Source organism: Mycolicibacterium phocaicum (assembly GCF_010731115.1).
GTDB classification, from domain to species: domain Bacteria; phylum Actinomycetota; class Actinomycetes; order Mycobacteriales; family Mycobacteriaceae; genus Mycobacterium; species Mycobacterium phocaicum.
The window spans coordinates 4,732,183-4,753,502 of the sequence record NZ_AP022616.1 but is presented as its reverse complement, the minus strand read 5'-3'; the positions used below and the strand labels follow the sequence as shown (position 1 = coordinate 4,753,502).

Sequence of the window (21,320 nt, the reverse complement as noted above, 5' to 3'; positions counted from 1 at the left end):
GTAGAATCGAGTCCCCATGGCCAGACCTGCGCGCCCCCCAGCTGACACTCCAGAGTCCGAACTGTCACGTTTCGTCGACCTGGTCCGTTCCACCGTTCCCCCGATGCACCCGGCCGGGCTGCCGTTCGTCGGCGGCGCCCTCGGTGTCGCCGCGATCGGCCACCGCAAGCGCTGGGTCCGGGCGGCCGGACTGGCCGCGGCCGCCGCGTGCGCCGGGTTCTTCCGGCATCCGCCGCGGACGCCACCGAGCCGGCCCGGCGTCGTCGTCGCGCCGGCCGACGGCCTGGTGACGCTCATCGACGAGGCCGTCCCGCCCGCCGAGCTGAACCTGTCCGACGAGCCGCTGCCGCGCGTCAGCATCTTCCTGTCGCTGTTCGACGCGCATGTGCAGCGCGCGCCGGTGGCCGGCGAGGTGATCACCGTCAAGCACAAGCCGGGCCAGTTCCTGTCCGCCGACAAGGCCGAGGCCAGCGAGGACAACGAGCGCAACAGCCTCTGGCTGCGCACCGCCGACGGCCACGACGTCGTCGCGGTGCAGCTCGCCGGTCTGCTGGCCCGCCGCATCGTGTGCAGCACCCACCCGGGTGCGCACCTGGCGCTGGGCGAGACGTACGGCCTCATCCGGTTCGGCTCCCGCCTGGACACCTACCTGCCCAAGGGCTCCGTGATCGGCGTCGAGATCGGGCAGCGCGCCATCGGCGGCGAGACGGTGCTGGCAGACCTGCCGAGCGGGTCGCCGGCATGAAACCCCGGATCAAGACTCCGCAGGTGAGCCTGCGGAAGCTGGTCCCCAGCGCCCTGACGGTCGCTGCGATCTGCCTGGGTCTGTCGGCGGTCAAGTACGCCCTCGACCACCGGCCCACCGAGGCCATGGCGCTGCTGGCGGGTGCCGCGATCCTCGACGCGCTCGACGGCCGCGCGGCCCGCATGCTGAACGCGACGTCCAAGATGGGCGCGGAGATCGACTCGCTGGCCGACGCCGTGAACTTCGGCGTGGCGCCGGCGTTCATCGTGTACGCCACGCTGCTGGAGCACAACAGCTCGCCGCTCGCCTGGATCGTGGTGCTGCTGTACGCGGTGTGCATCGTGCTGCGGCTGGCGCGCTTCAACGCCATGCTCGACGTGGAGGGCCCGGCGTTCGAGAAGGAGTTCTTCACCGGCATGCCGGCCCCGGCCGGCGCGATCGGCGCCATCGGCCCGCTGGCGGCCAAGATGCAGTTCCCCGGCCCCTGGTGGGATTCGCACTGGGGTCAGATCTTCATCTGCATCTGGCTGATCGGCGTCTCGCTGCTGGTGGTCAGCACCGTCCCGATGCGCAAGGTGCACACCTTCGCCATCCCGCCGAACATGGCCCTGCCGCTGCTGGCGCTGCTGGCCATCCTGGTGGCCGCCTCGGTGATGTACGGCTACATCGTCATCCTGGTGATCATCGTCGCCTACGTGATCCACATCCCGTTCGCGGTCCGGACCAAGGCCTGGCTGCGTGCACACCCCGAGGTCTGGGACGACAAACCCAAGGAACAGCGACAGGCCCGCCGCGCCATCCGCCGTGCGCAGCCGCGTCGCACCGACCGCGGGCAGCGCCGGTCCACGGCCCGGCTGCGGTTGCGTAGGCCGGGTCCTCGTCGATGACGCCCCCGCAGGCACAGGCCCTGCAGGGCGCATCCGACCCGTCCGGCGCGCAGCTCCAGCTCACCGCCCGGCTCAACACCTCAGCACTCGACGCCCGCCGCGGCGTGGTGCTGCTGCACCCGGAAGCGATAGCTGCCCTGGGTATCCGCGAGTGGGACGCGGTGTCGCTGACCGGCACGCGCACCACCTGCGCGGTGGTCGGGGTGGCCGCCACCGGGACTCCCCCGGGCACCGCGCTGCTCGACGATGTGACCCTGTCGAATGCCGGCATCCGGGCCGACGCGCCGGTGCTGGTGTCACCGGCGACGGTGTACGGCGCCCGCTCGGTGACCGTCAGCGGTTCGCGACTGGCCAGCAGCTCGATCTCCCCGGCGACGTTGCGAATGGCATTGCTGGGCAAGGTGATGACGGTCGGCGACACGGTGTCACTGCTGCCGCGCGATCTGGGTCCGGGCACCTCGACGTCCGCGGCCACCGCGGCGCTGGCCACGCAGGTCGGCATCACCTGGACCTCAGAGCTGCTCACCGTGACAGCCGTCGACCCGGCCGGACCGGTCAGCGTGCAACCGAATTCAGTGGTCAGCTGGGGTGATGCCACCGTCGTCACGGCAGCCGCGCAACCGGTGATCTCCCCCGCGAAAACGACTGACGCCCAAACCGTTTCGGTCGATGACCTCAAGGGCGTACACGCCCAGGTGACGCGACTGACCGAGTGGCTCAAGCTGGCCCTCGACGAACCCGAACTCCTCGAAACCCTGGGTGCCACCGCCAATCTGGGCGTCCTGGTGTCCGGGCCCGCGGGCGTCGGCAAGGCCGCCATGGTGCGCGCGGTGTGCACGTCACGCCGCCTCGTCGAGCTCGACGGGCCGGAGGTCGGGGCGCTGCGCGCCGAGGACCGACTGGCCGGGGTCGCCGCTGCCGTGAGCTCGGTGCGCGACGGCGGTGGTGTCCTGCTCATCACCGACATCGACGCGCTGTTGCCCGCGGTCGCCGAGCCCGTGGCCACGTTGATCCTGACCGAGCTCCGCAAGGCCGTCGCCAGCCGCGGTGTGGCGTTCATCGCGACGTCGGCCGTGCCCGACGGCGTCGACGCCCGCCTTCGGGCACCCGATCTGTGCGACCGCGAACTGGGACTGACCCTGCCCGACGCCGCCACCCGCAAGGCCCTGCTGGAGGTGCTGCTGCGGTCGGTGCCCGCCAAGGATCTGAACCTCGACGAGATCGCCGAGCGCACACCGGGATTCGTCGTCGCCGATCTCGCCGCCCTGGTACGCGAGGCCGCGCTGCGGGCAGCCGCCCGCGCCAGCGCCGACGGTGCCGAACCGGCCCTGACGCAGGATGACCTGGCCGGTGCGCTGTCGGTGATCCGGCCGCTGTCGCGGTCGGCGACCGAAGAGGTCGCGGTCGGGTCGGTGACGCTCGACGACGTCGGCGACATGTTGGCGACGAAGCAGGCGCTGACCGAAGCGGTGCTGTGGCCCCTGCAGCACCCGGACACCTTCGAGCGTCTCGGCGTGGAACCGCCCCGGGGCGTGCTGTTGTACGGGCCGCCCGGCTGCGGCAAGACGTTCCTGGTGCGGGCCTTGGCCAGCTCGGGCCGGTTGTCGGTGCATGCTGTCAAGGGCGCCGAGTTGATGGACAAGTGGGTCGGTTCGTCGGAGCGTGCGGTCCGCGAATTGTTCCAGCGCGCACGCGATTCCGCGCCGTCGCTGGTGTTCCTCGACGAGATGGACGCCCTGGCGCCGCGCCGCGGACAGAGCTTCGATTCCGGTGTCACCGACCGCGTGGTGGCCGCGCTGCTCACCGAACTCGACGGCATCAACCCGTTGCGCGACGTCGTGGTGGTCGGTGCGACCAACCGGCCGGATCTCATCGACCCCGCGCTGCTGCGGCCGGGCCGGCTGGAGAAGCTGGTGTTCGTCGAGCCGCCCGACGCCGAGGCCCGTCGCGAAATCCTGCGTACCGCAGGCAAATCCATCCCCCTGGCGCCCGACGTCGACCTCGGCCAGTTGGCCGGTGAACTCGACGGCTACAGCGCCGCGGACTGCGTCGCCCTGTTGCGCGAAGCGGCGCTGACCGCGATGCGCCGGTCCATCGACGCCGCCGATGTCACCGCGGCCGACGTCGCCAAGGCCCGCGAGACGGTGCGGCCGTCACTGGATCCCGTTCAGGTGCAGTCACTTCGGGAGTTCGCCGAGGGGCGCTGAGTTTCGCAATCGAAACAAGCTACGCGAGCCTCAGTCAAGGTGCCGAGGCACATCCATCCGCTGATGGAGGATGCGCACGACGTCGATGATTTCCCCGGAGATGAGCCGGTAATACAGCACGTGCGATCCCACCGCATGTTTCCGGTAACCCGGGCGAACGTCGTCGCACGCTCGCCCGATCATCGGCGACTCCGCGATGCGTTCGATGGCATGTTGAATCTCCCGAACGTACGCCTGCGCCTGATCAGCGTTCCAGCGCTCACATGTGTAGTCCCAGACATCTTCCAAGTCGGCGCGCGCCGCGGGCGAAAGTACATAACGGCTCACTGACGATGGGAACCCTCGGCCCGTTTGCGCGATACGAACTCATCAAAGTCGAATTCTGTTGATTCACCGCTACGTTCACCATCCACAAGGGCCTGGCGCAACGCCCTCAGTCGAGTCTCCCGATCCTCGAGCAGTCGCAATGCGGATCGCACTACGTCACTGGCCGATCGATAACGACCGGACGCGACTTCAGTCTCGATGAACGCGCTGTAGTGCTCATCGAGACTGAATGAGGTGTTCCTGCCCACATCCCGAACAATACCAGTTTTTGGTAACCCTGGGCCGTCGCAGCGATGGCACGAGGGGCGCTAACCAGCCAAACCCACGACGGCCTGCACCGCGGACCGGACGCGCCGTTCCAGCTCACCGGAGTCGGTGCTGTCGAACTTGCCGTCCAGGAACAGGAACGCCAGTCCATGCACGAGCGCCCAGACGGCGTCGCTCAACGCATCGGCATCGGCATCCGGGAACACCCGCGCGATGTTCGCCTTGAGATAGGCCGAGATCGCCGCGACCGCGTCGACCCGCTCGGGACTCCCGGCATCGCACTGCTCACTGAACATGGCGCGGAACAGCGCGGGACGCCGCAGCGCGAACTGAACGTAGGCGATGGCGACGTCGGCGATCTCGTCGGCCGTCGACGGGGACGGGCTGACGGCCACCAGGTCCGCGGCCAGTTCGCGATAGCCGACGGCCGCGACGGCTGACATCAGCGCGTCCCGGTCCTGGTAGTGCCGGTAGGGCGCGGCGGCGGTGACCCCGGCGTGGCGGGCGACGGCGCGCATCGAGAGCGCCGCGGCGCCCTCCTCTTCCAGCAGCGCCAGCGCCGACTGCACCAGGGCGGTCCGCAGATCGCCGTGGTGGTACCCCGGCTTCGACACCGCTTTCGACGTCATCCCGAGTCCTGCCTCACAAATGTTGACACTGTTCACATTGCCCACTAGAAATGTGAGCAGCGTTTACATCATACCGACCCGAAGGCAGCCGATGTCTCCCACACTCTTCACCCCCTTCACCCTCGCATCCGGTCAGACGCTCCGAAACCGCATCGCCAAAGCCGCGATGGAGGAAGGTCTCGCCGGCCCCGGCCAGGCGCCCGACGATCGGCTCATCGCGCTGTACCACCGCTGGGGCGTCGGCGGCGCGGGCGTCCTGATCACCGGCAACGTCATGGTCCACGCCGAGGCTCTCACCGGTCCGGGTGGCGTCGTCCTCGATGCGAACTCGCCGCTCGAGCCGTTCGTGAAGTGGGCCAAGGCCGGCAAAGCAGGCGGCACGAAGATGTGGATGCAGATCAGCCACCCCGGCCGCCAGGTCAACGCCAACATGCCGGGCGTGGTGTGGGGCCCGTCGGACGTCGCGGTGGATGTCGGCAAGCACAGCAAGCGGTTCGGCCGGCCGAGCGCCATGACGCCGCAGCAGATCGGCGCCACCATCCAGCGGTTCGTCACCACCGCGGCGCGCGCCGAGGAAGCCGGCTTCGACGGCGTCGAGGTACACGCCGCGCACGGCTACCTGCTGTCGCAGTTTCTGTCGCCGTTGGTCAACACCCGCACCGACGAGTGGGGTGGGTCGCTGGAGAACCGCGCCCGCCTGCTGCTCGAGATCGTCCGCCAGATCCGGCTGGCCGTCAGCCCGGAGTTCGCGGTCGCCGTCAAGCTGAACTCGGCGGACTTCCAGCGCGGCGGCTTCGACGCCGACGATGCCCTGCGCGTCATCGAGATGCTCGCGCCGCTCGGCGTCGACGTCGTCGAACTGTCCGGTGGCAGCTACGAGAGCCCGGCCATGACCGGGCGCGCTGCGGACAGTCGCACCGCGGCCCGCGAGGCGTACTTCCTGGAGCTGGCCGCAGAACTCGCCAAGACCAGCCCCATCCCGCTGATGCTCACGGGCGGCATCACCCGGCAGGACACCGCGAACACCTTGCTGGCCAACGGTATCGACATCGTCGGTATGGGTACTGCCATCGCCGTCACCCCGGACCTGCCCAACCGCTGGAGCCGCGGCGAGGAAGCCACCCGGCGCCTCAAGCCGGTGACGTGGTCGGACAAGACGCTGGCGTCGGCGGCGAGCATGGCACTGGTCCGCTACCAGATGCGGCAGATCACGCAAGGCCTCGAGCCGACGGCCCGCGCGCATCCGCTGTACGCCCTCATCGTCGATCAACGGGTTCAGCGCAAAGCCCTTGCGCGCTACCGCAAGTGGCTGCCGACGCAGCCGTCCGACCTGAAGTCTCCCATCGCACTCGAGGACCACCGATGAACCAGCCCGTCCCCCACAACCACGTCGCGATCGTGGTCACCGGCCCGGGTGCCCTTGCGGCGGCGGTTCGGCTGCACCAGGCCGGGATTGACGACGTCGTGCTGATCGATCAGGACACCGACGATGTGACGGCGCTGCACTGGCAGGCGGACCGGCAGCGCTGGCTCGTCACGACCGCGAATGACGAACGGACGGCAACCCACATCGTCGTCGACACCGACGCGCTGGCCGACCGGTTGTTCGGCACCGAGGGCATGTCCATGGCCGAAAGCTGGGACGGCGAGCCCGTCGCCTATCTGGGGACGTCGGTCCACGGCTTCCCCAACTGCTACCTGGTGCACGGCCCGAACATCGGGCTGCGACACAACTCGGTCGAGCAGATGCGAGAGTCCCAGGCGGACTACGTCGCCGCCGCGGTGGCGTACGCCCGCGACTTCGGCTTCGCGGCGGTCGAACCGACGCCGGCGGCCCAACAGAACTACGCCAACTTCCGTCCGCGCGGCACTGCCGACTTCCGCCGTCGCATAACCCGCTTCACCCCGCGGGATCATCTGGTCCAGCGGCCGGTGCGCGCGTCGGCGGCCGTCAGCGCGGCGGGTCTCCCCGCCACCGGAAGCTGTTGACGTACTTGCCCATATCCGCGGCCAGCTCCAGGCTGGCCCCGGTCGGCGGGCCGGAACCGGGCCCGAATTCGCTGAACGGCCCCGCCGCCGCGGCGACGAGCGCCAGATCGTCCTTCACCGCCACCATGATCAGGATGCGGGTCCGCGAGGCGACGACGTTCTGCCCGTCCGGCCAGTCATCGGCAGCGACGCCGTAGCCCGGGCGATATCCCACCAATGCGTTGGGTATCTCGTAGGCCACGCGGGAATCCGGGAATGCATCCAGCAGCAATGCCGTCGTGATGTCCTTGGCGTCCCGGCCCTGCGCCGGCTCCCCCCACAGCCGCATGACCCCGCCGGTGCCACCGGTGTACTGGGCCGTCACGCCGGTGTCGTTCATCGTCACCGAGTACGCGGTACCCGGCGCCGGATAGGAGACGCTGAAAGCGCCGTCGGGCGCGGTGAACCTGGGGTTGATCACCACGGGCTTGCCCATCAGCGGGTGCCCGCAATTGGGCGGGCACTGATACCGCGCCGTCGGTTGGGTTGTGGCAGCGGCGATTCCGACCAATCCGAGGGCCAGCACCACGACCACCGCGGTCCACGTCGCGACCAGTCGCGGCGCGGACAGCACACGTACGTCGCGTTGCGCGTCGTCGGCATCCTCGTTCCGCAGCGCCAATTGCAGGACCAGGCGGAGCAGCAGCACCCCCAGCACCGCGAATCCGACATGCCACGCCATCTTCGCCCACTGCGAGATGCCGGCCGAATCCTCGTCACCGAGCCACACGTGCGCCAGCACCGGCACGACGGCGATCAGCAAGACGCGCCACCAGATGCGCCGGCCGCGGGGCCGGAACCACAGTGCGGCACCGAGCATTCCGGCAGCGGCGGCCGCGGTGATGGGCATGGTGATGCCACGGATCACGGCTTCGATGAGGAAATCAGACAGCGGTTGATCGTGGTCGACCAGCCCCGAATCGAGCTGGGCGAACATCCGGACGGTCGTGGTCGCGGCCGTTGCACCGAGCGCGCCGGTGGCGCCGATCACATAGCCGTACAACGCCTTTCGGTCGCCTGGGCTGAACACCCGGAGAAGCAGCGCGGGCGCTATCACCAACAGCGCCTCCACCGCCGACAGGCCGGCCTCGACGGTCCGCAGATGCACTGCGGCAACACCACTTTCGAGCGGGACGCCGTAGGCGCGCGCGACCACCGCACCGGACCCGAAGGCGAAGGCCACGCCGAAAGCGATGCCCAGGCCGGTGCTGACGAGCAGCCGGAGCTTCGCCGGGCCCCGGTAATCCAGTGCTCGGGCGTACAGCACGAAAAGCAGCGGAATCCCCACGGCCACAGTCGCGATGAAGAGGCCGGGGAGACGTAGCGCCGCCGCGGCCACGAGCCAGGCGACGAAGGCGGCCACGGCGATCCGGAAGGACCGACGGCCGTGGGCCGAAAGCTCAGGGAACAGCGTGCTCACCAATCCGATGCCGCTCATCCGGTTGTCCCCTGCGCCACCAGGAGGCTGCGCGCCAGTTTGTCGATATCGGGTGTGCCCAGGCCGGTGACGGAGTCGAAGCCGGGGCCGGCCATCGCTATCGCGTTACCGCCCACGGTGACGTCGTGGAACGCCGGGAGCCGTCCGGCCCGCTGCACGCGGTACAGCAGCGGGTTCAGGTCGCCGAGCAGGCGCCCGCCGTGATCGAGCAGGTACTGGTCGATCACCGCCGCCATCCCGGCCCAGATCGGCGCGGACATGGACGTGCCTCCGGCCAGCACGGTTTCGCCGTGGAAGACCATGCGGGCCCCGGTGAAGAAATCCGCGACCGCGGAGACGTCGGGGACGAGCCGCTTGTTGCGGCCGCGGTCGGACGGCACACCCCGTTGCCAGGCCGGGCGGTCGAACAGAACCGATACCCCGCCGCCACTGCCGTGGGTGAGGGGCACGTCGAACCAGGCCTGCTCGCCGAGCCATTGGCCATGCTCATCGGTGGACAGCGTGGTGCCGCCGACGGCCGTCATCTCGGGTACCGATGCCACCGAGTCCAGTCCGATGTCGTCGATGCTCGGTGGGGCCGACCAGTCCTGCCCGCCTTTGCATTCCAGCCCGGCGAGATCGCCACTGGCGTCGAAGGCGGTGGTGCCGCTGCGGTGCGCCCGCGCCAGCGCCGAACGCACGGGCGCCAGATCGGCAGCGGTGAGCATCTTGTCGCAGCCCCAACCGATGGACAGGCTCCACTCGGCGCCGGGGAAGCGCCGATCGGCGTCGGCCATCATCTCGCCGATCTTGCGGTAGGCGCCGTCGCCGGACACGGTCGGCCGGGCATTGACGTACACGGTCTGGGCGTCGGGGGCGATGGCGTGCGCCATCTGGAGATCCATCGTGGTCTCGCCGGTGCGCTCGGACGGCATGTCCCCCACCACGATGGGAGTGAAGCGCGGCAATTGGCTCAGGTCGGCGAACATGTCGAGATCGGATTGATCGAAGCCGTCGAAACCGAAGATGACGATGGTGCGTCCCTTGCCGGTGTAGCCCTGATCGGACAGCGGAAAGACGTTGTAGGAGCGGCGCAGATCCTGGGCCGTGAGACCGCCGGCGGGGACGTCGCGCGGCATGATCAGCGGCCGCGACTCCCGGAACGGTGTATACCCGAGGAGCCTGCCGAATCCGCTCAACTCGGGCACGAGCGCCGGCGGCAGCTCGGGTTGGCTGGTCGCGGCATAGAAGGTCTGCCCGCGGCGTCCGCGGTAGTCGCGGACATCCACACGCAACGCCCGCGCCATGGCACTGGCGTCGCCTTCAACGGTGGCCCAGTCGTCGCCGGGCCGCCACTGCACCGAAAGCCCTGCGGCCCTTGCCCATTGGATGAGCCCATCGGGCCGGGCGGCACGTGTCAGCGCAGCGGTCAGTTCGACGTGGGCTGCTGCCGACGGGCCGAGATCGGCCGAAGCCGAGAGCAGATGGGCCAGCGGACCGGTCAGGGCCAGCCGGCCACCCCGTTCAACAGGCGGGCCGGCGGACGCCAGCGCCGTCAGCCCGACTGCCACCAGTACTGCGCCGATGCGCCGTACGGCGCATCGGCGACCTACTGGGATGGGGCTCCGTTCTTAGTGCGGAGCGGTGACGACGTTGCCCGGCAGCGCCGTCTGCGGTCCCGGAGCCTTCACCGTCGGGGAGAACGAGTTGCCACCCTTGGTGGGCCCGCCCTTCTCGCTCGGCGTCACCGGCGACGAGGAGGCGGGTGCCGACGTCGTGGTGGTGGTGCTCGTGGTGGTGGTCGGCTCTTCCTTGGCCTTCTCGCCACAGGAAGACAGCAAGCCCATCGCGAGTCCGGCGGTCACGGCGAGGCCGGCCACCATCTTCTTACGGGTCGAGTGCCGAACGGTGGTCATACCGATTCTCCTTAGTCCATTCCGTTCGCCCCGACGGCCGAAGCCACGAAGAAACGGGCATCGCGATCGTAATCTGATTCGCTTCTCACAGCATACCGACAAGCGATTTTCATTGCTGGGATATCTAGCCCGATAGTGGGACATCGCACGCTGCTGGCAAACAACAGCTCAGAGCCCGTGAATCGCATGCGACTGCGACTACTGAGACAAATGAGACGGCAGTAAAGCAAAAACGCCCGGCAATTACCGCAAAGTAGTACGTGCCGTACCAGTGGCTAATACGGTCGAAAGTGTTCGGACTTCAATGGCGAAGTCGTTTCACCTGTCGAATTCATAGAGGAAGTCTCACGTGAAAAACGAATTGCTCGTCCGCCGTACCGCCGCCGCCATCGGCGTCGCCGCACTCACCGGAGCTGCCGTCATGGCCTGCTCCCAAACCAAGGACATCGGTTCCACCGCGTCGTCGGCAGCCAGCTCGGGCGCCAGTGCCGCCTCATCGGTTGCCAGCTCGGGAGCCAGCGCCGCATCGTCCGCCGCCAGTTCCGCGTCGAGCGCCGCTTCGTCGGCCATGGCCGGCCCGCCCTCGTCCATCAACGCACCGGGCGTCGGCGAGGTACAACTCGACGGCCCCGTTGCCGACGCCTACCAGAAAGCCGGCGGCGAGGCCGCCCTCGGCCTACCGACCGCTCAGCCCCAGAAGGTCGGCGACGGCACGGTGCAGGCCTTCGCGAAAGGCACCATCTTCAGCTCGCCGACGACGGGCGCCCATCTCGTGCAGGGTGAGATTCTGCGCGAGTACACCGAAAAGGGTGGCGCCGGAGGCGAATTGGGCTTCCCGACCACTGACGAAGCCCAGACCGCCGGCGGACCGGACGCGCCCAAGGGCGGCTGGATCAGCGAGTTCCAGAGGGGCACCATCACCTGGCTGAACCAGGGTGACGGCACCTTCAAGGCCGCCATCTCCCCCAAGCCGTAGTCACTGCTCCTCGGCGAGCGCGGCGAGCCGGGCCAGTGAGGCCTGCAGCCAGTCGGCGGAGGTCTGCCTGGCCCGGTTCAGCCGCTTCTCGTCGGTCAGTGCGGTCCAGTCGTAGGTGTGGGTGACGCGGGTGTGCCCGTCGTCGATGGGCTCGAGCTCCCAGCGCCACAGGTGCCCCGGCTGCGGCAGTCCGGGCTCGGACGGCTTCCACGCGATGCGCCGGCCCTCGACGAATTCGACGACATGGTTCTCTCGCGTCGCGCCGATGGTCAGGCCCATGACGAACACGTCACCTACGGCGTGCACGCGCTGGCCGACGGACGCCTCCGCCAGGTTGTCGTTGCCGTCCCAGCGCGGCTGCTGTGCGGGGTCGGCGATCAGCTCGAAGATCTCGGCCGCCGGTGCGGCGATGTCACGACTGGCACTGACGACCCGAATTTCGTTGTCCACGAGTCGTATTCAACCCTATGTCGGCAGCCGCCGGTTGATCACCAGCGCGGAGATCACCGCACAGGTCAGCGCGAACACGCCGAGACGCAGCCATGCGGTACCACCGGGGCCGCGGATGATCTCGTAGCCGATCTGCTGCTGGATGGCGTCGTAGCTCTTGTTGAGGTCCTCGATCTTGGCCGCCGTGTACATCTGCCCGCCGGACAGCTCGGCGACCCGCTTCATCGTGGTGTCGTTGACCGGGACGTTGACGCTCTGGTTGTCGACCTTGATCTTGCCGCCCTTGGTCCCGAACGCGATGGTCGAGATCGGGGTGTCCGACTCCTTGGAGGTCCGCGCCGCGGTGTAGGCGCCGTGCGGGCTGTCCGGGTTGCCGGGCCGGTTCTCCGCGCCGTCGGACAGCAACACGATGCGTTTCGGCGGCTTGTCGGTGTTGCCACTGCCACCGAGCACGTCGGCCAGGGTCGAGATCGCGCGCAGGGCCGCGAAGATGCCGTCGCCGGTCGCGGTGCCGTCGTCGACGGTGAGGTGGTCCAGCGCGGTGATGGTGGCGTTGTGGTCCGGCGTGGGCGACACCAGCAGGTTGGTGTTTCCGGAGAACGTGACCAGGCCGAGGTTCACGCCGGGCGTCAGCTTCTTCGCGAACTGCTTGGCGGCGTCCTTCGCCGCGGCCAGCCGGCTCGGGGAGACGTCGTCGGCCTCCATGGACCGGGAGACGTCCATCACGAGCATGATCACCGCGCGATTGCGCGGGGTCTTGATCTCGTGGGTGGGCGCGGCGAGCGCGACGGTCAGCGACAGCAGCGCGGCCACCGAGAACACCATCGGGAGGTGCCGCCAGCGCGTCGGCTGCAGCGGTACGACGTCGGTGCGCGGCTGGTCGCCGGCGTAGCTGCGCAGCCGACTCGCGCGGTTGCGTTGTGCCGCGAGATAGGCGGCCACCAACGCGATGGGCAGCAGTGCGGTCAGGAGCAGCCAGGGGTGCGCGAAGCCCGACAACGACACCGATCCGATTCCCGGAAGACTCATCGGCGCCCCGTCGCGTTCGTCACCATAAGTGAAAAGTGTAGGAGTCGGTGCATCGTGCACCCGGTAGCGGGGCTGTGGCCTGCGGGAACCGCCGGGCCACGGCAGTCACAGCCGCCCCGTAAGCTGGCCGGACCCTCTCCCGTCGCTACGCTCGCCCCCAACGGACCGCCCCCCGACGCCTGCCGGAGGCCCATGCTCACCGTTCTGTACGTACACGCGATCGCCACCGTTCTCGCTCCCCTGTTGGTACGACGCTGGGGACGGCGGGCGTTCTATCCGCTCGCGCTGGCGCCCGCGGGCTCACTGATCTGGCTGGCGTCGAACTGGCCGGGGACCGGCGAGCAGATGCTGCACATCGACTGGGTGCCGCAACTGTCCATGGACATCACGCTGCGGCTGGATTCGCTGGCGGCGATCATGTCGGTGCTGGTGCTGGGCGTCGGCACCCTCGTGCTGCTGTACTGCGCCGAGTACTTCCACCACGCCGACGGGCACACCGAGAACCGGCTGCCCAGCTTCGCCGCCGAGCTCGTCGCGTTCTCGGGCGCCATGTTCGGACTGGTCTGCAGCGACAACACGCTGCTGCTGTATCTGTTCTGGGAGCTGACGACCGTGCTGTCGTTCCTGCTCGTCGGCCACTACGCCGAACGTGCAACGAGCCGGCGCGCCGCCACCCAGGCGCTGCTGGTCACCACGTTCGGCGGCCTGGCGATGCTGACCGGCATCATCATGCTGGGCACGCTGGCCGGCACCTACCGGCTGTCCGATCTCGTCGCCAACGCGCCGACCGGTACCACCTCGTCAGTCGCCGTCGTGCTGGTCCTCATCGGCGCACTGTCCAAGTCGGCTATCGTGCCGATGCACTTCTGGCTGCCGGGTGCCATGGCGGCGCCGACACCCGTCAGCGCCTACCTGCACGCCGCGGCCATGGTGAAGGCCGGTGTGTACCTGATCGCCCGCATGACACCCGGTTTCGCCGACCACCAGCCGTGGCGGCCGACGGTCGTGACGCTGGGTCTGGTGACGCTGCTGCTGGCCGGCTGGCGCGCCGTCCGGGAGTATGACCTCAAACTGATCCTGGCCTTCGGCACCGTCAGCCAGCTCGGGCTGATCACGGTGATGGTCGGCGCCGGCGGCGGCGATCTGATGCTGGCCGGGCTCGCCATGCTGTGCGCGCACGCCATGTTCAAGGCCGCGCTGTTCATGGTCGTCGGGATCATCGACCACGCCACGGGCACCCGCGACATCCGGAAACTGGCGTGGCTCGGCCGGCGCAGCCCCGTGCTGCTGGGCATCGCCGTCGCCGCGGCCGCCAGCATGGCCGGGCTGCCGCCGTTCCTCGGCTTCGTCGCGAAGGAGGCCGACTTCGAAACCCTGTGGCACAGCCCGACGTTGGGCGCATCGGCACCGTTCGTACTCGCGACCGTGGCGTTCGGGTCGGTGTTCACCACCATCTACAGCCTGCGGTTCCTCTACGGCGCGTTCGCCCGAAAAGGCAAGGCCGAGCCGACCATTCGCGTCACCGAGATGCACCGTCCCAGCCTCGGCTTCCTCATCCCGCCGGGCATCCTGGCCGTCGCCGGGCTCGGCTTCGGGCTGTTGCCGAACGCGCTGGACCACGCCATCGCCGACTACACCGCGACCATGCCGGGCAGCACCGGGTACCACCTGGCGCTGTGGCACGGCGTCAACATGCCGCTGCTGTTGTCGGCCGTGATCCTCGGAGCCGGCGCGGCGGCATTCGTGCTGCGGCACCGCCTCGAACGCTTCCGGGTGCCCTATCTGCCGCTGGGCAACGCCGACCGGATGTACGACGCGGCCATCCGCGGCGCGGACCGCTTCGCCGTGCGGCTGACGGCGTTCACCCAGCGCGGCTCGATCCCGACAACGCAGGCGATGATCCTGTCCACCCTCGCCGTGCTGCCCGTCGCGGTGCTGCTGCTGGGCCCGCGCGACCAGCCCGACCTGAAGTTGTGGAACTCGCCGCTACAGGTGGTGGTCGGGCTCATCGTGCTGGCGGCGGCGATCAGCGCGACCGTGATGCGCAACCGCCTGGCGGCGGTGCTGGTCGTCGGTGTCACCGGCTACGGGTGTGGCACGCTCTACGTCTTCTACGGGGCGCCGGACCTGGCGTTGACCCAATTCCTGGTCGAGACACTGACTTTGGTGGTCTTCCTGCTGGTGCTGCGCACCCTGCCCGCCGAATCCGACGCCACCCACATGAAGCGGCACCGGCTCCCCCGCGCCCTGCTGGCCACCGCTGTCGGCGCGTCGGTGACGGCACTGGCCGTGTACGCCATGGCCGCCCGCAGGACCCGGCCGCTGGCCGAGCTGCTGCCCGACGCGGCGTACTACCGCGGGCACGGCGCCAACACCGTCAACGTGCTGCTGGTGGACATCCGGGCCTGGGACACTCTCGGAGAGATCTCGGTGCTGCTGGTCGCCGCGACCGGCGTGGCGTCGATGGTGTTCCGGCACAGGCGTTTCGGCTCGGCACCCCGGGTACCGAAGGACCACCGGCCCACCCCCGACATCACCTGGCTGCGGGGCAGCGACCTGCGCGATCCGCGGCACCGCTCCCTGGTGCTCGAGGTGGCGACCCGCATGATCTTCCCGCTCATCATGGTGCTGTCGGTGTACTTCTTCTTCGCCGGACACAACACTCCCGGCGGCGGTTTCGCCGGTGGCCTGACGGCGGGTCTGGCGCTGGTACTGCGGTACCTGGCCGGCGGCCGTTACGAATTGGGCGAGACGCTGCCGCTGGACGCCGGCAAGATTCTGGGTGCCGGCCTGGCGCTGTCGGCCGGGACGGCGACGGCCTCGCTGCTGCTGGGTGCCCCGGTGCTGTCCAGCGCGGTGGTGAAATTCACGCTGCCCCTGCTGGGTTCGGTGAAGGTGGTGACGGCGCTGTTCTTCGACCTCGGCGTGTACCTCATCGTCGTGGGCCTGGTGCTGGACATCCTGCGGAGCCTCGGCGCCAAGGTCGACGAAGAGTTGTACGCACCACGTGAGGCGGCCACCCGATGACGACCTATCTCGTCCCGCTCGTGCTCATCGGCGGTCTCACCGGCACCGGCGTGTACCTGCTGCTGGAGCGCAACCTGACCCGAATGCTGTTGGGCCTGTTGCTGATCGGCAACGCGGTGAACCTGCTGATCCTGGTGATGGGGGGTGACTCCGGTAATCCGCCGGTGCGCGGCCGCACCAGCCACGGCCAGACGGGAACCGCCGACCCGCTGGCGCAGGGCATGGTCCTCACCTCGATCGTCATCACCATGGGTGTCGCCGCGTTCGTACTGGCGCTGATCTACCGGGCCTACCGCCTCACGACAGTCGAAGAGGTGGGCAACGATCCCGAGGACAGCCGGGTGGCGCAGCTGTCGACCACCGACACCCCGGCGGTCGAGGAAGACCGCGGCGAACCGTCCGTCGTCACCGACGCCGACGCGCCCGCGGAACTCGACGCGCTGCCCGCCGACCCGGTGGAGCAGGCGTGACGACGGGTGCGGTGCTGGCACCGCTGCCCGTTCTGATCCCGATCCTCGGGGCCGCCGCGACGATGTTCGCGGGCCGCCGGCCCCGGCTGCAGCAGGTCGTCGCGCTGGTGGCGCTCGCCGCGATGACGGCGGTCTGCGCGGCGCTGGTCTACGTCGTCGACCACAGCGGGACCGTCGCCGTCCACGTCGGCGGCTGGGGCCAGACCGAACCCGGCATGGGACCGCTCGGCATAGTGCTTGTCGTCGACCGGCTTTCGGCCCTGATGCTGGTGGTGTCCTCGATCGTGCTGCTGGCCGTGGTCTGGTACGCCATCGGGCAGGGTATCCGCGACGGCGGTGACGAGCAGCCGGTGTCGATCTTCCTGCCGACCTACCTGGTGCTGTCGGCCGGCGTCTGCATCGCGTTCCTCGCGGGCGATCTGTTCAACCTGTTCGTCGGCTTCGAGGTGCTGCTGGCCGCGAGCTTCGTGCTGCTGACCGTCGGCGCCAGTGAGGAACGCGTCCGCGCCGGCATCGGCTACGTCATGGTGTCCATGGTGTCGTCGGTGATCTTCCTGATCGGCATCGCGCTCACCTACGCGGCCACCGGCACCCTGAACCTCGCCGAGCTGGCGAACCGGCTGGACGGCATCACCCCGGGCACCCGGGCGGCGCTGTTCGCGGTGCTGCTGGTGGCGTTCGGCATCAAGGCGGCGGTGTTCCCGCTGTCGGCATGGCTGCCCGACTCCTACCCCACCGCCCCGGCACCGGTCACCGCGGTGTTCGCCGGCCTGCTCACCAAAGTCGGTGTCTACGCGATCATTCGGGCCCATACGCTGCTGTTCCCGGGCGGCTCGCTCGACGGCGTGCTCATGGTCGCGGCGCTGCTCACCATGTTGATCGGCATCCTCGGCGCCATGGCCCAGAGCGACATCAAGCGACTGCTGTCCTTCACCCTGGTCAGCCACATCGGCTACCTGGTGTTCGGTATCGCGGTGTCCAACCGGATCGGCATGGCCGGCGCCATCTACTACGTGGCCCACCACATCGTCGTACAGACCACGCTCTTCCTGGTGGTGGGGCTGATCGAGCGGCAGGCCGGGGCCTCGACACTGCAGCGACTCGGTGGACTCGCGGCGGCCAGCCCGCTGCTGGCGTTCGTGTTCATCATCCCGGCGCTGAACCTCGGTGGCATTCCGCCGTTCTCGGGTTTCATCGGCAAGGTGGCGCTGCTGCAGGCCGGCACCGAGAGCGCGTCGGTGCTCGCGTGGGCACTGGTCGCCGGCTCGGTCATCACCAGCTTGCTGACGCTGTACGTCATGGCGCGGGTGTGGACGCTCGCGTTCTGGCGCGCCCGCGCCGACGCGCCGGAGGGCATGCTGTCCACGGCGGCCCCGGCCGGCCTGCTCGAGCCGGTGGCGAACGTGGCCGTCGACGACCGGCCCGACGTCGGCCGGATGCCCGTCAGCATGCTGGCGCCGACCGCGGTGCTCATCGCGGTGGGGCTCGCCCTGACGGTGTTCGCGGGGCCCATCTTCGGGTTCGCGGAGCGGGCCGCCGACCAGGTCGCCGACCGCGGCCAGTACATCTCGGTGGTGTTGGCGCCATGAGGCAGTGGTTACCGCGCGTGGGCATCCTGGTCTGGCTGATGGCGGTGTGGATTCTGTTGTGGGGCAACATCTCCGCCGCCAACATCGTCGGCGGCCTCGCCGTCGCCGTGCTGATCACGGTGCTGCTGCCATTGCCGCAGGTGCCGGTGGCGGGCCGGCTCCATCCCCTCTCCCTGGCGTGGCTCGTGCTCAAGGTCGCCTACTACCTGGTGCAGTCCTCGTTACAACTCGCCTGGCTGGCGGTCAGACCCGGACCCCCACCGCTGACCGCGGTGCTCCGGGCCCGGCTCGCCCTCAAATCCGACCTCGTGCTGGCAGTGGCGGTCAACGTCATCAACCTCATCCCTGGCTCGATCGTGCTGGAGGTCGACCAGGCGCGCCGGATGATCTACGTCCACGTGCTCGACGTCGGATCCGAGCGCGCGGTGCAGCAGTTCCACCGCCAGATCGCCGAGGTGGAGCGGTTGATGATCGCCTCGTTCGAACGTGAATCCCATTGGCAGCCTTTGGAAGCGGACCCCGCATGAACACCATCTGGACCATCGCCGCTGTGATGCTGATCGCGGCCGCGGCCATCACGGTGTTCCGGCTGCTGGCCGGCCCCGGCACCCTCGACCGCCTGGTCGCGCTGGACACGTTCGTCGCCGTCACCATGTGCGGCATCGGCACGTGGGCGGCTTACAGCCTCGACACCACGGCGACCTACAGCTTGACGGCGCTGGCCCTGATCACCTTCGTCGGCTCGGTCAGCGTGGCCCGGTTCCGTGTCCGCGACACCGATCAGGAGCCGCCGCGATGAACGTATTCGACATCATCGCAGGCGTTTTGGTGCTCGCCGGATCGGTGCTGGCACTGACGGCGGCCATCGGCGTCGTGCGTTTCCCGGACACGCTGTCACGGCTACAGGCCGCCAGTAAGCCCCAGGTGCTGGGGCTGCTGCTGGTGCTGACCGGGGCCGGGCTGCGCCTGCGCGGGCACGCCGACGTCGGCATGCTGATCCTGGCCGGCTTGTTCACCCTGATCACCGCCCCGGTGGTGGCCAACCGCGTCGGCCAGCTCGCCTATCGTGAACAGAGTTTCCGCGACGACCTACTGATCCGCGACGAATTGGACGACTATGGCGCGAACTGACGACGATTCCTGGGACATCACCGAAAGCGTGGGCGCCACCGCGTTGGGGGTGGCGATGGCCCGGGCCGCCGAATCCGCTTCTGACAAGCCGTTGTTCGACGATCCCTGCGCGCAGCTGTTCATCGACGCCGCCACCGCGGCCGGCTGGTCGTCGCCGTTCGCCGGCGGCGCTGCCGGTTCGGCACAGACGCAACGCATGCGCATGGTGTGGGCATACGCGGCGGCGCGCACCAAGTGGTTCGACGAGTTCTTCGCATCGACCAGCGCCGACGGCATCCGCCAGGTGGTCATCCTGGCCGCGGGATTGGACGCGCGGGCCTGGCGACTCCCCTGGCCGGACGGCACCGTGGTTTTCGAGATCGACCAGCCGAAAGTGCTGGCGTTCAAGGAGGAAACCCTGGCGGCCCATGACATTCAGCCGGTCGCCCGGCACGTCGGCGTACCCATCGACCTCCGTCAGGACTGGCCGGAAGCCTTGCGGCGAAGCGGTTTCGACCCCGCTCAGCCGACGGCCTGGCTCGCCGAGGGGCTGCTGCCCTACCTGCCCGCCGAGGCCCAGGATCTGTTGTTCGACCGTATCCACGAACTCAGTGCGCCCGGTAGCCGCGTCGCTGTCGAGGGCTTCGGCGCCAACTATTTCAGCGAGGAGAACCAGCGCATCCGCAAAGCCCGGATGGATGCGATCCGTGAGGAAGCCGCCAAAGCCGGTCAGCAGGTGACCGACGTCGCCGAGCTCTTCTACCCAGAGCCGCGCGAAGACGTCGCCGAGTGGCTGACGCGCCACGGCTGGCAGGCTGGGGTCGAGACCTCCGCCGAAGTCACCGCCCGGTACAAGCCGGAAGTCGCCGGCGAGGTGCCGGACATCGGCAGCGAGTTCGTGGACGCCAAGCTCAGTTGAACTTGATCTTCACCTGCTCGCCGCTGACGTCGGCGGTGGTGCCGGTGACGTACGAGGTCACCGTGCCCCGCGTGGTCCCGCCGCGGCGGCCCTGGCCGCTGACCTCGTAGTGCACCTCGCCGGAAATTCGTACTTCCATGCGGTATTCGTCCAGATCGCCGATCTTGACGGCGCTCATGTCGGGTTGGCTCCAGGTCACGGTGCCGTCGACCAGTTCCCGGTCGCTGATCTTCACCGGGCAGGGTGCGGGCGGGACGAGCGAACGCGACGACGAGCAGCTGCCGTACGCCGCGTCCAGCAGCTTGGCGATGGTCTTGGTGCCGGAATCGTTGAGCGCGAACTTCGGCTGCAGGTAGGCGCTCGCCGAATATCCCTCGATGGCGTCGAGCAGCAGCGGCTTGCTGTTGGTGACCGTCACGTACGGGCTGGTGCTGCCGAGTTCCAGGAAGCCGGGGAACACGTAGATCGCCGATTCCTCGCTGACCTCCTTACCGAACACCGTCATCGTCTTGTCTGCGGCATTGTTGGAGCTGCTCAACGACGACAGATCGAGCTTGACGGCGGCGTGGGCCAGCTGCCACTTGCCGCCTTCCTTCTTGACGTGGATCGTGGCGTCGGAGTTCTTGTCGCCGAACTTGGCTGCCACGTGGACGTCGGCTCGGCCGATCGACTCCATGGTCTTGTCTTCGTTCAGGATGCGGATGTCACTGATCGGCCATTCGGCGATCTGCTTCTTCAGCACGTCGCTGGAGAGGAATTCCTTCGAGGCCGGCTGGTCATTGCTGAAGGACAGTGCCGTGTCGGCGTTGCCGTTCGACAGCGCCTCCAGGTAGCCCTTGACGACCTCGCTGGCGGAGCTCGAGCCGCTGCTGTCGCCCGAACCGAACGAGTCGTAGACGTAGTAGATGCCGCCACCGAGCACGACGAGCACCACCACGATGGCCGCGATGATCAGCGGCACCTTGTTCTTCTTCGGCGGGGTGACGAACGGCTGCGCGCCGTAGCCACCGGGCGCGGTGGGCGGTGCCGGCGGTTGGCCCCAACCGCTCGGGGCCTGGCCCCACCCGCCGGTCTGCGGCGCGGCCGGCTGGCCCCATGCCGGTGTCTGCGGCGCGCCGGCCGGCGGCTGGCTCAACGGCGGCGGCGTCTGCGGCGGCCATCCGGGGGCGGCCGGTGGCGTGGTCTGGTGAATCGCCGTCTCTTCTTCGTCGGACGACCTGCCCGCGCCCCCACCCGGGTTGGGACCGTTGTAGTTGGGACCGTTGTAACCGCTCCCCTGCCAACCCGTCATCGTGAACCCTCCCCGTAACACAACAAGCTGTGTCAA

Annotated in this window: 22 protein-coding genes; 13 read left to right on the top strand and 9 right to left on the bottom strand. The window is 68.9% G+C overall.

All coding sequences use genetic code 11. The features are described 5' to 3' along the window. Positions 1-16 precede the first annotated feature (16 nt). From G6N46_RS22745 to G6N46_RS22735, 3 genes are read left to right on the top strand one after another with little or no spacing between them, the layout of a single operon-like run. Positions 17-745 (top strand): phosphatidylserine decarboxylase, encoded by a 729-nt coding sequence (locus G6N46_RS22745; protein WP_073694729.1) that lies wholly within the window; start codon positions 17-19, stop codon positions 743-745. Beyond that, positions 742-1,632, top strand: coding sequence for a CDP-diacylglycerol--serine O-phosphatidyltransferase (gene pssA / locus G6N46_RS22740; protein WP_073694730.1), 891 nt, complete (start codon positions 742-744; stop codon positions 1,630-1,632). Before G6N46_RS22745 ends, pssA begins: the two co-directional genes overlap by 4 nt. Beyond that, entirely contained in the window at positions 1,629-3,839 is a 2,211-nt protein-coding gene (locus G6N46_RS22735; protein ID WP_138250676.1) for an AAA family ATPase, read from the top strand. The genes pssA and G6N46_RS22735 overlap by 4 nt, the downstream gene beginning before the upstream one ends. Before the next feature lie 30 nt (positions 3,840-3,869). On the opposite strand, the gene G6N46_RS22730 is transcribed toward G6N46_RS22735, so the two are convergent. From G6N46_RS22730 to G6N46_RS22720, 3 genes are read right to left on the bottom strand one after another with little or no spacing between them, the layout of a single operon-like run. After that, positions 3,870-4,166, bottom strand: a complete 297-nt coding sequence (locus tag G6N46_RS22730; protein ID WP_138250677.1) for a type II toxin-antitoxin system RelE/ParE family toxin — start codon at positions 4,164-4,166, stop codon at positions 3,870-3,872. After that, complete coding sequence (locus tag G6N46_RS22725) at positions 4,163-4,414, bottom strand: type II toxin-antitoxin system ParD family antitoxin (RefSeq protein ID WP_073694733.1); 252 nt, start codon at positions 4,412-4,414, stop codon at positions 4,163-4,165. The genes G6N46_RS22730 and G6N46_RS22725 overlap by 4 nt, the downstream gene beginning before the upstream one ends. A 60-nt stretch (positions 4,415-4,474) precedes the next feature. Next, complete coding sequence (locus tag G6N46_RS22720; RefSeq protein WP_073694734.1) at positions 4,475-5,062, bottom strand: TetR/AcrR family transcriptional regulator; 588 nt, start codon at positions 5,060-5,062, stop codon at positions 4,475-4,477. Positions 5,063-5,153: 91 nt separating this feature from the next. Here G6N46_RS22720 and G6N46_RS22715 point away from each other — a divergent pair, with 91 nt between their 5' ends. Both G6N46_RS22715 and G6N46_RS22710 read left to right on the top strand, forming a co-directional pair. Further along, entirely contained in the window at positions 5,154-6,428 is a 1,275-nt protein-coding gene (locus tag G6N46_RS22715; RefSeq protein ID WP_138250678.1) for an NADH:flavin oxidoreductase/NADH oxidase family protein, read from the top strand. Beyond that, positions 6,425-7,051 (top strand): NAD(P)/FAD-dependent oxidoreductase, encoded by a 627-nt coding sequence (locus G6N46_RS22710; RefSeq protein WP_138250679.1) that lies wholly within the window; start codon positions 6,425-6,427, stop codon positions 7,049-7,051. The genes G6N46_RS22715 and G6N46_RS22710 overlap by 4 nt, the downstream gene beginning before the upstream one ends. On the opposite strand, the gene G6N46_RS22705 is transcribed toward G6N46_RS22710, so the two are convergent. From G6N46_RS22705 to G6N46_RS22695, 3 genes are read right to left on the bottom strand one after another with little or no spacing between them, the layout of a single operon-like run. After that, positions 7,014-8,528, bottom strand: a complete 1,515-nt coding sequence (locus G6N46_RS22705) for a zinc ribbon domain-containing protein (protein ID WP_138250680.1) — start codon at positions 8,526-8,528, stop codon at positions 7,014-7,016. The genes G6N46_RS22710 and G6N46_RS22705 overlap by 38 nt on opposite strands. Next, positions 8,525-10,078: a S53 family peptidase gene (locus G6N46_RS22700; RefSeq protein ID WP_138250681.1), complete on the bottom strand. Its 1,554-nt coding sequence runs from the start codon at positions 10,076-10,078 to the stop codon at positions 8,525-8,527. Before G6N46_RS22700 ends, G6N46_RS22705 begins: the two co-directional genes overlap by 4 nt. A gap of 60 nt (positions 10,079-10,138) precedes the next feature. Further along, positions 10,139-10,423 carry a hypothetical protein gene (locus G6N46_RS22695; protein ID WP_167526427.1) on the bottom strand — a complete coding sequence of 95 codons (285 nt, stop codon included), beginning with the start codon at positions 10,421-10,423 and terminating at the stop codon, positions 10,139-10,141. 421 nt (positions 10,424-10,844) lie between these two features. Between G6N46_RS22695 and G6N46_RS22690 the strand changes: the two genes are divergently transcribed. Then, positions 10,845-11,399, top strand: coding sequence for an LGFP repeat-containing protein (locus G6N46_RS22690; RefSeq protein WP_138250757.1), 555 nt, complete (start codon positions 10,845-10,847; stop codon positions 11,397-11,399). Here G6N46_RS22690 and G6N46_RS22685 read toward each other — a convergent pair whose 3' ends face one another. Together G6N46_RS22685 and G6N46_RS22680 are read right to left on the bottom strand one after the other, a co-directional pair. Next, on the bottom strand, positions 11,400-11,849 hold the full coding sequence (locus G6N46_RS22685; RefSeq protein ID WP_138250682.1) for an SRPBCC family protein: 450 nt from the start codon (positions 11,847-11,849) through the stop codon (positions 11,400-11,402). Between the two features lie 15 nt (positions 11,850-11,864). Further along, positions 11,865-12,878, bottom strand: coding sequence for a VWA domain-containing protein (locus G6N46_RS22680; RefSeq protein WP_138250683.1), 1,014 nt, complete (start codon positions 12,876-12,878; stop codon positions 11,865-11,867). Positions 12,879-13,070: 192 nt separating this feature from the next. Here G6N46_RS22680 and G6N46_RS22675 point away from each other — a divergent pair, with 192 nt between their 5' ends. The 7 genes from G6N46_RS22675 to G6N46_RS22645 are packed head-to-tail and all read left to right on the top strand — an operon-like array spanning position 13,071 to position 19,993. Then, complete coding sequence (locus G6N46_RS22675; RefSeq protein WP_138250684.1) at positions 13,071-15,905, top strand: Na+/H+ antiporter subunit A; 2,835 nt, start codon at positions 13,071-13,073, stop codon at positions 15,903-15,905. Continuing rightward, positions 15,902-16,375, top strand: coding sequence for a Na(+)/H(+) antiporter subunit C (locus G6N46_RS22670; RefSeq protein WP_073694740.1), 474 nt, complete (start codon positions 15,902-15,904; stop codon positions 16,373-16,375). The genes G6N46_RS22675 and G6N46_RS22670 overlap by 4 nt, the downstream gene beginning before the upstream one ends. Continuing rightward, positions 16,372-17,964, top strand: a complete 1,593-nt coding sequence (locus G6N46_RS22665; protein ID WP_138250685.1) for a Na+/H+ antiporter subunit D — start codon at positions 16,372-16,374, stop codon at positions 17,962-17,964. The genes G6N46_RS22670 and G6N46_RS22665 overlap by 4 nt, the downstream gene beginning before the upstream one ends. Beyond that, a complete protein-coding gene (locus G6N46_RS22660; protein WP_138250686.1) occupies positions 17,961-18,491 on the top strand; it encodes a Na+/H+ antiporter subunit E in 531 nt (176 codons plus the stop codon). The genes G6N46_RS22665 and G6N46_RS22660 overlap by 4 nt, the downstream gene beginning before the upstream one ends. Continuing rightward, positions 18,488-18,763, top strand: a complete 276-nt coding sequence (locus G6N46_RS22655) for a monovalent cation/H+ antiporter complex subunit F (RefSeq protein WP_138250687.1) — start codon at positions 18,488-18,490, stop codon at positions 18,761-18,763. Before G6N46_RS22660 ends, G6N46_RS22655 begins: the two co-directional genes overlap by 4 nt. Further along, positions 18,760-19,095, top strand: a complete 336-nt coding sequence (gene mnhG / locus G6N46_RS22650; RefSeq protein ID WP_138250688.1) for a monovalent cation/H(+) antiporter subunit G — start codon at positions 18,760-18,762, stop codon at positions 19,093-19,095. The genes G6N46_RS22655 and mnhG overlap by 4 nt, the downstream gene beginning before the upstream one ends. Then, positions 19,082-19,993 (top strand): class I SAM-dependent methyltransferase, encoded by a 912-nt coding sequence (locus G6N46_RS22645; protein WP_138250689.1) that lies wholly within the window; start codon positions 19,082-19,084, stop codon positions 19,991-19,993. The genes mnhG and G6N46_RS22645 overlap by 14 nt, the downstream gene beginning before the upstream one ends. On the opposite strand, the gene G6N46_RS22640 is transcribed toward G6N46_RS22645, so the two are convergent. Further along, complete coding sequence (locus tag G6N46_RS22640) at positions 19,986-21,284, bottom strand: DUF4878 domain-containing protein (protein WP_138250690.1); 1,299 nt, start codon at positions 21,282-21,284, stop codon at positions 19,986-19,988. The two genes, G6N46_RS22645 and G6N46_RS22640, sit on opposite strands and share 8 nt — an antisense overlap. Positions 21,285-21,320: the final 36 nt, after the last annotated feature.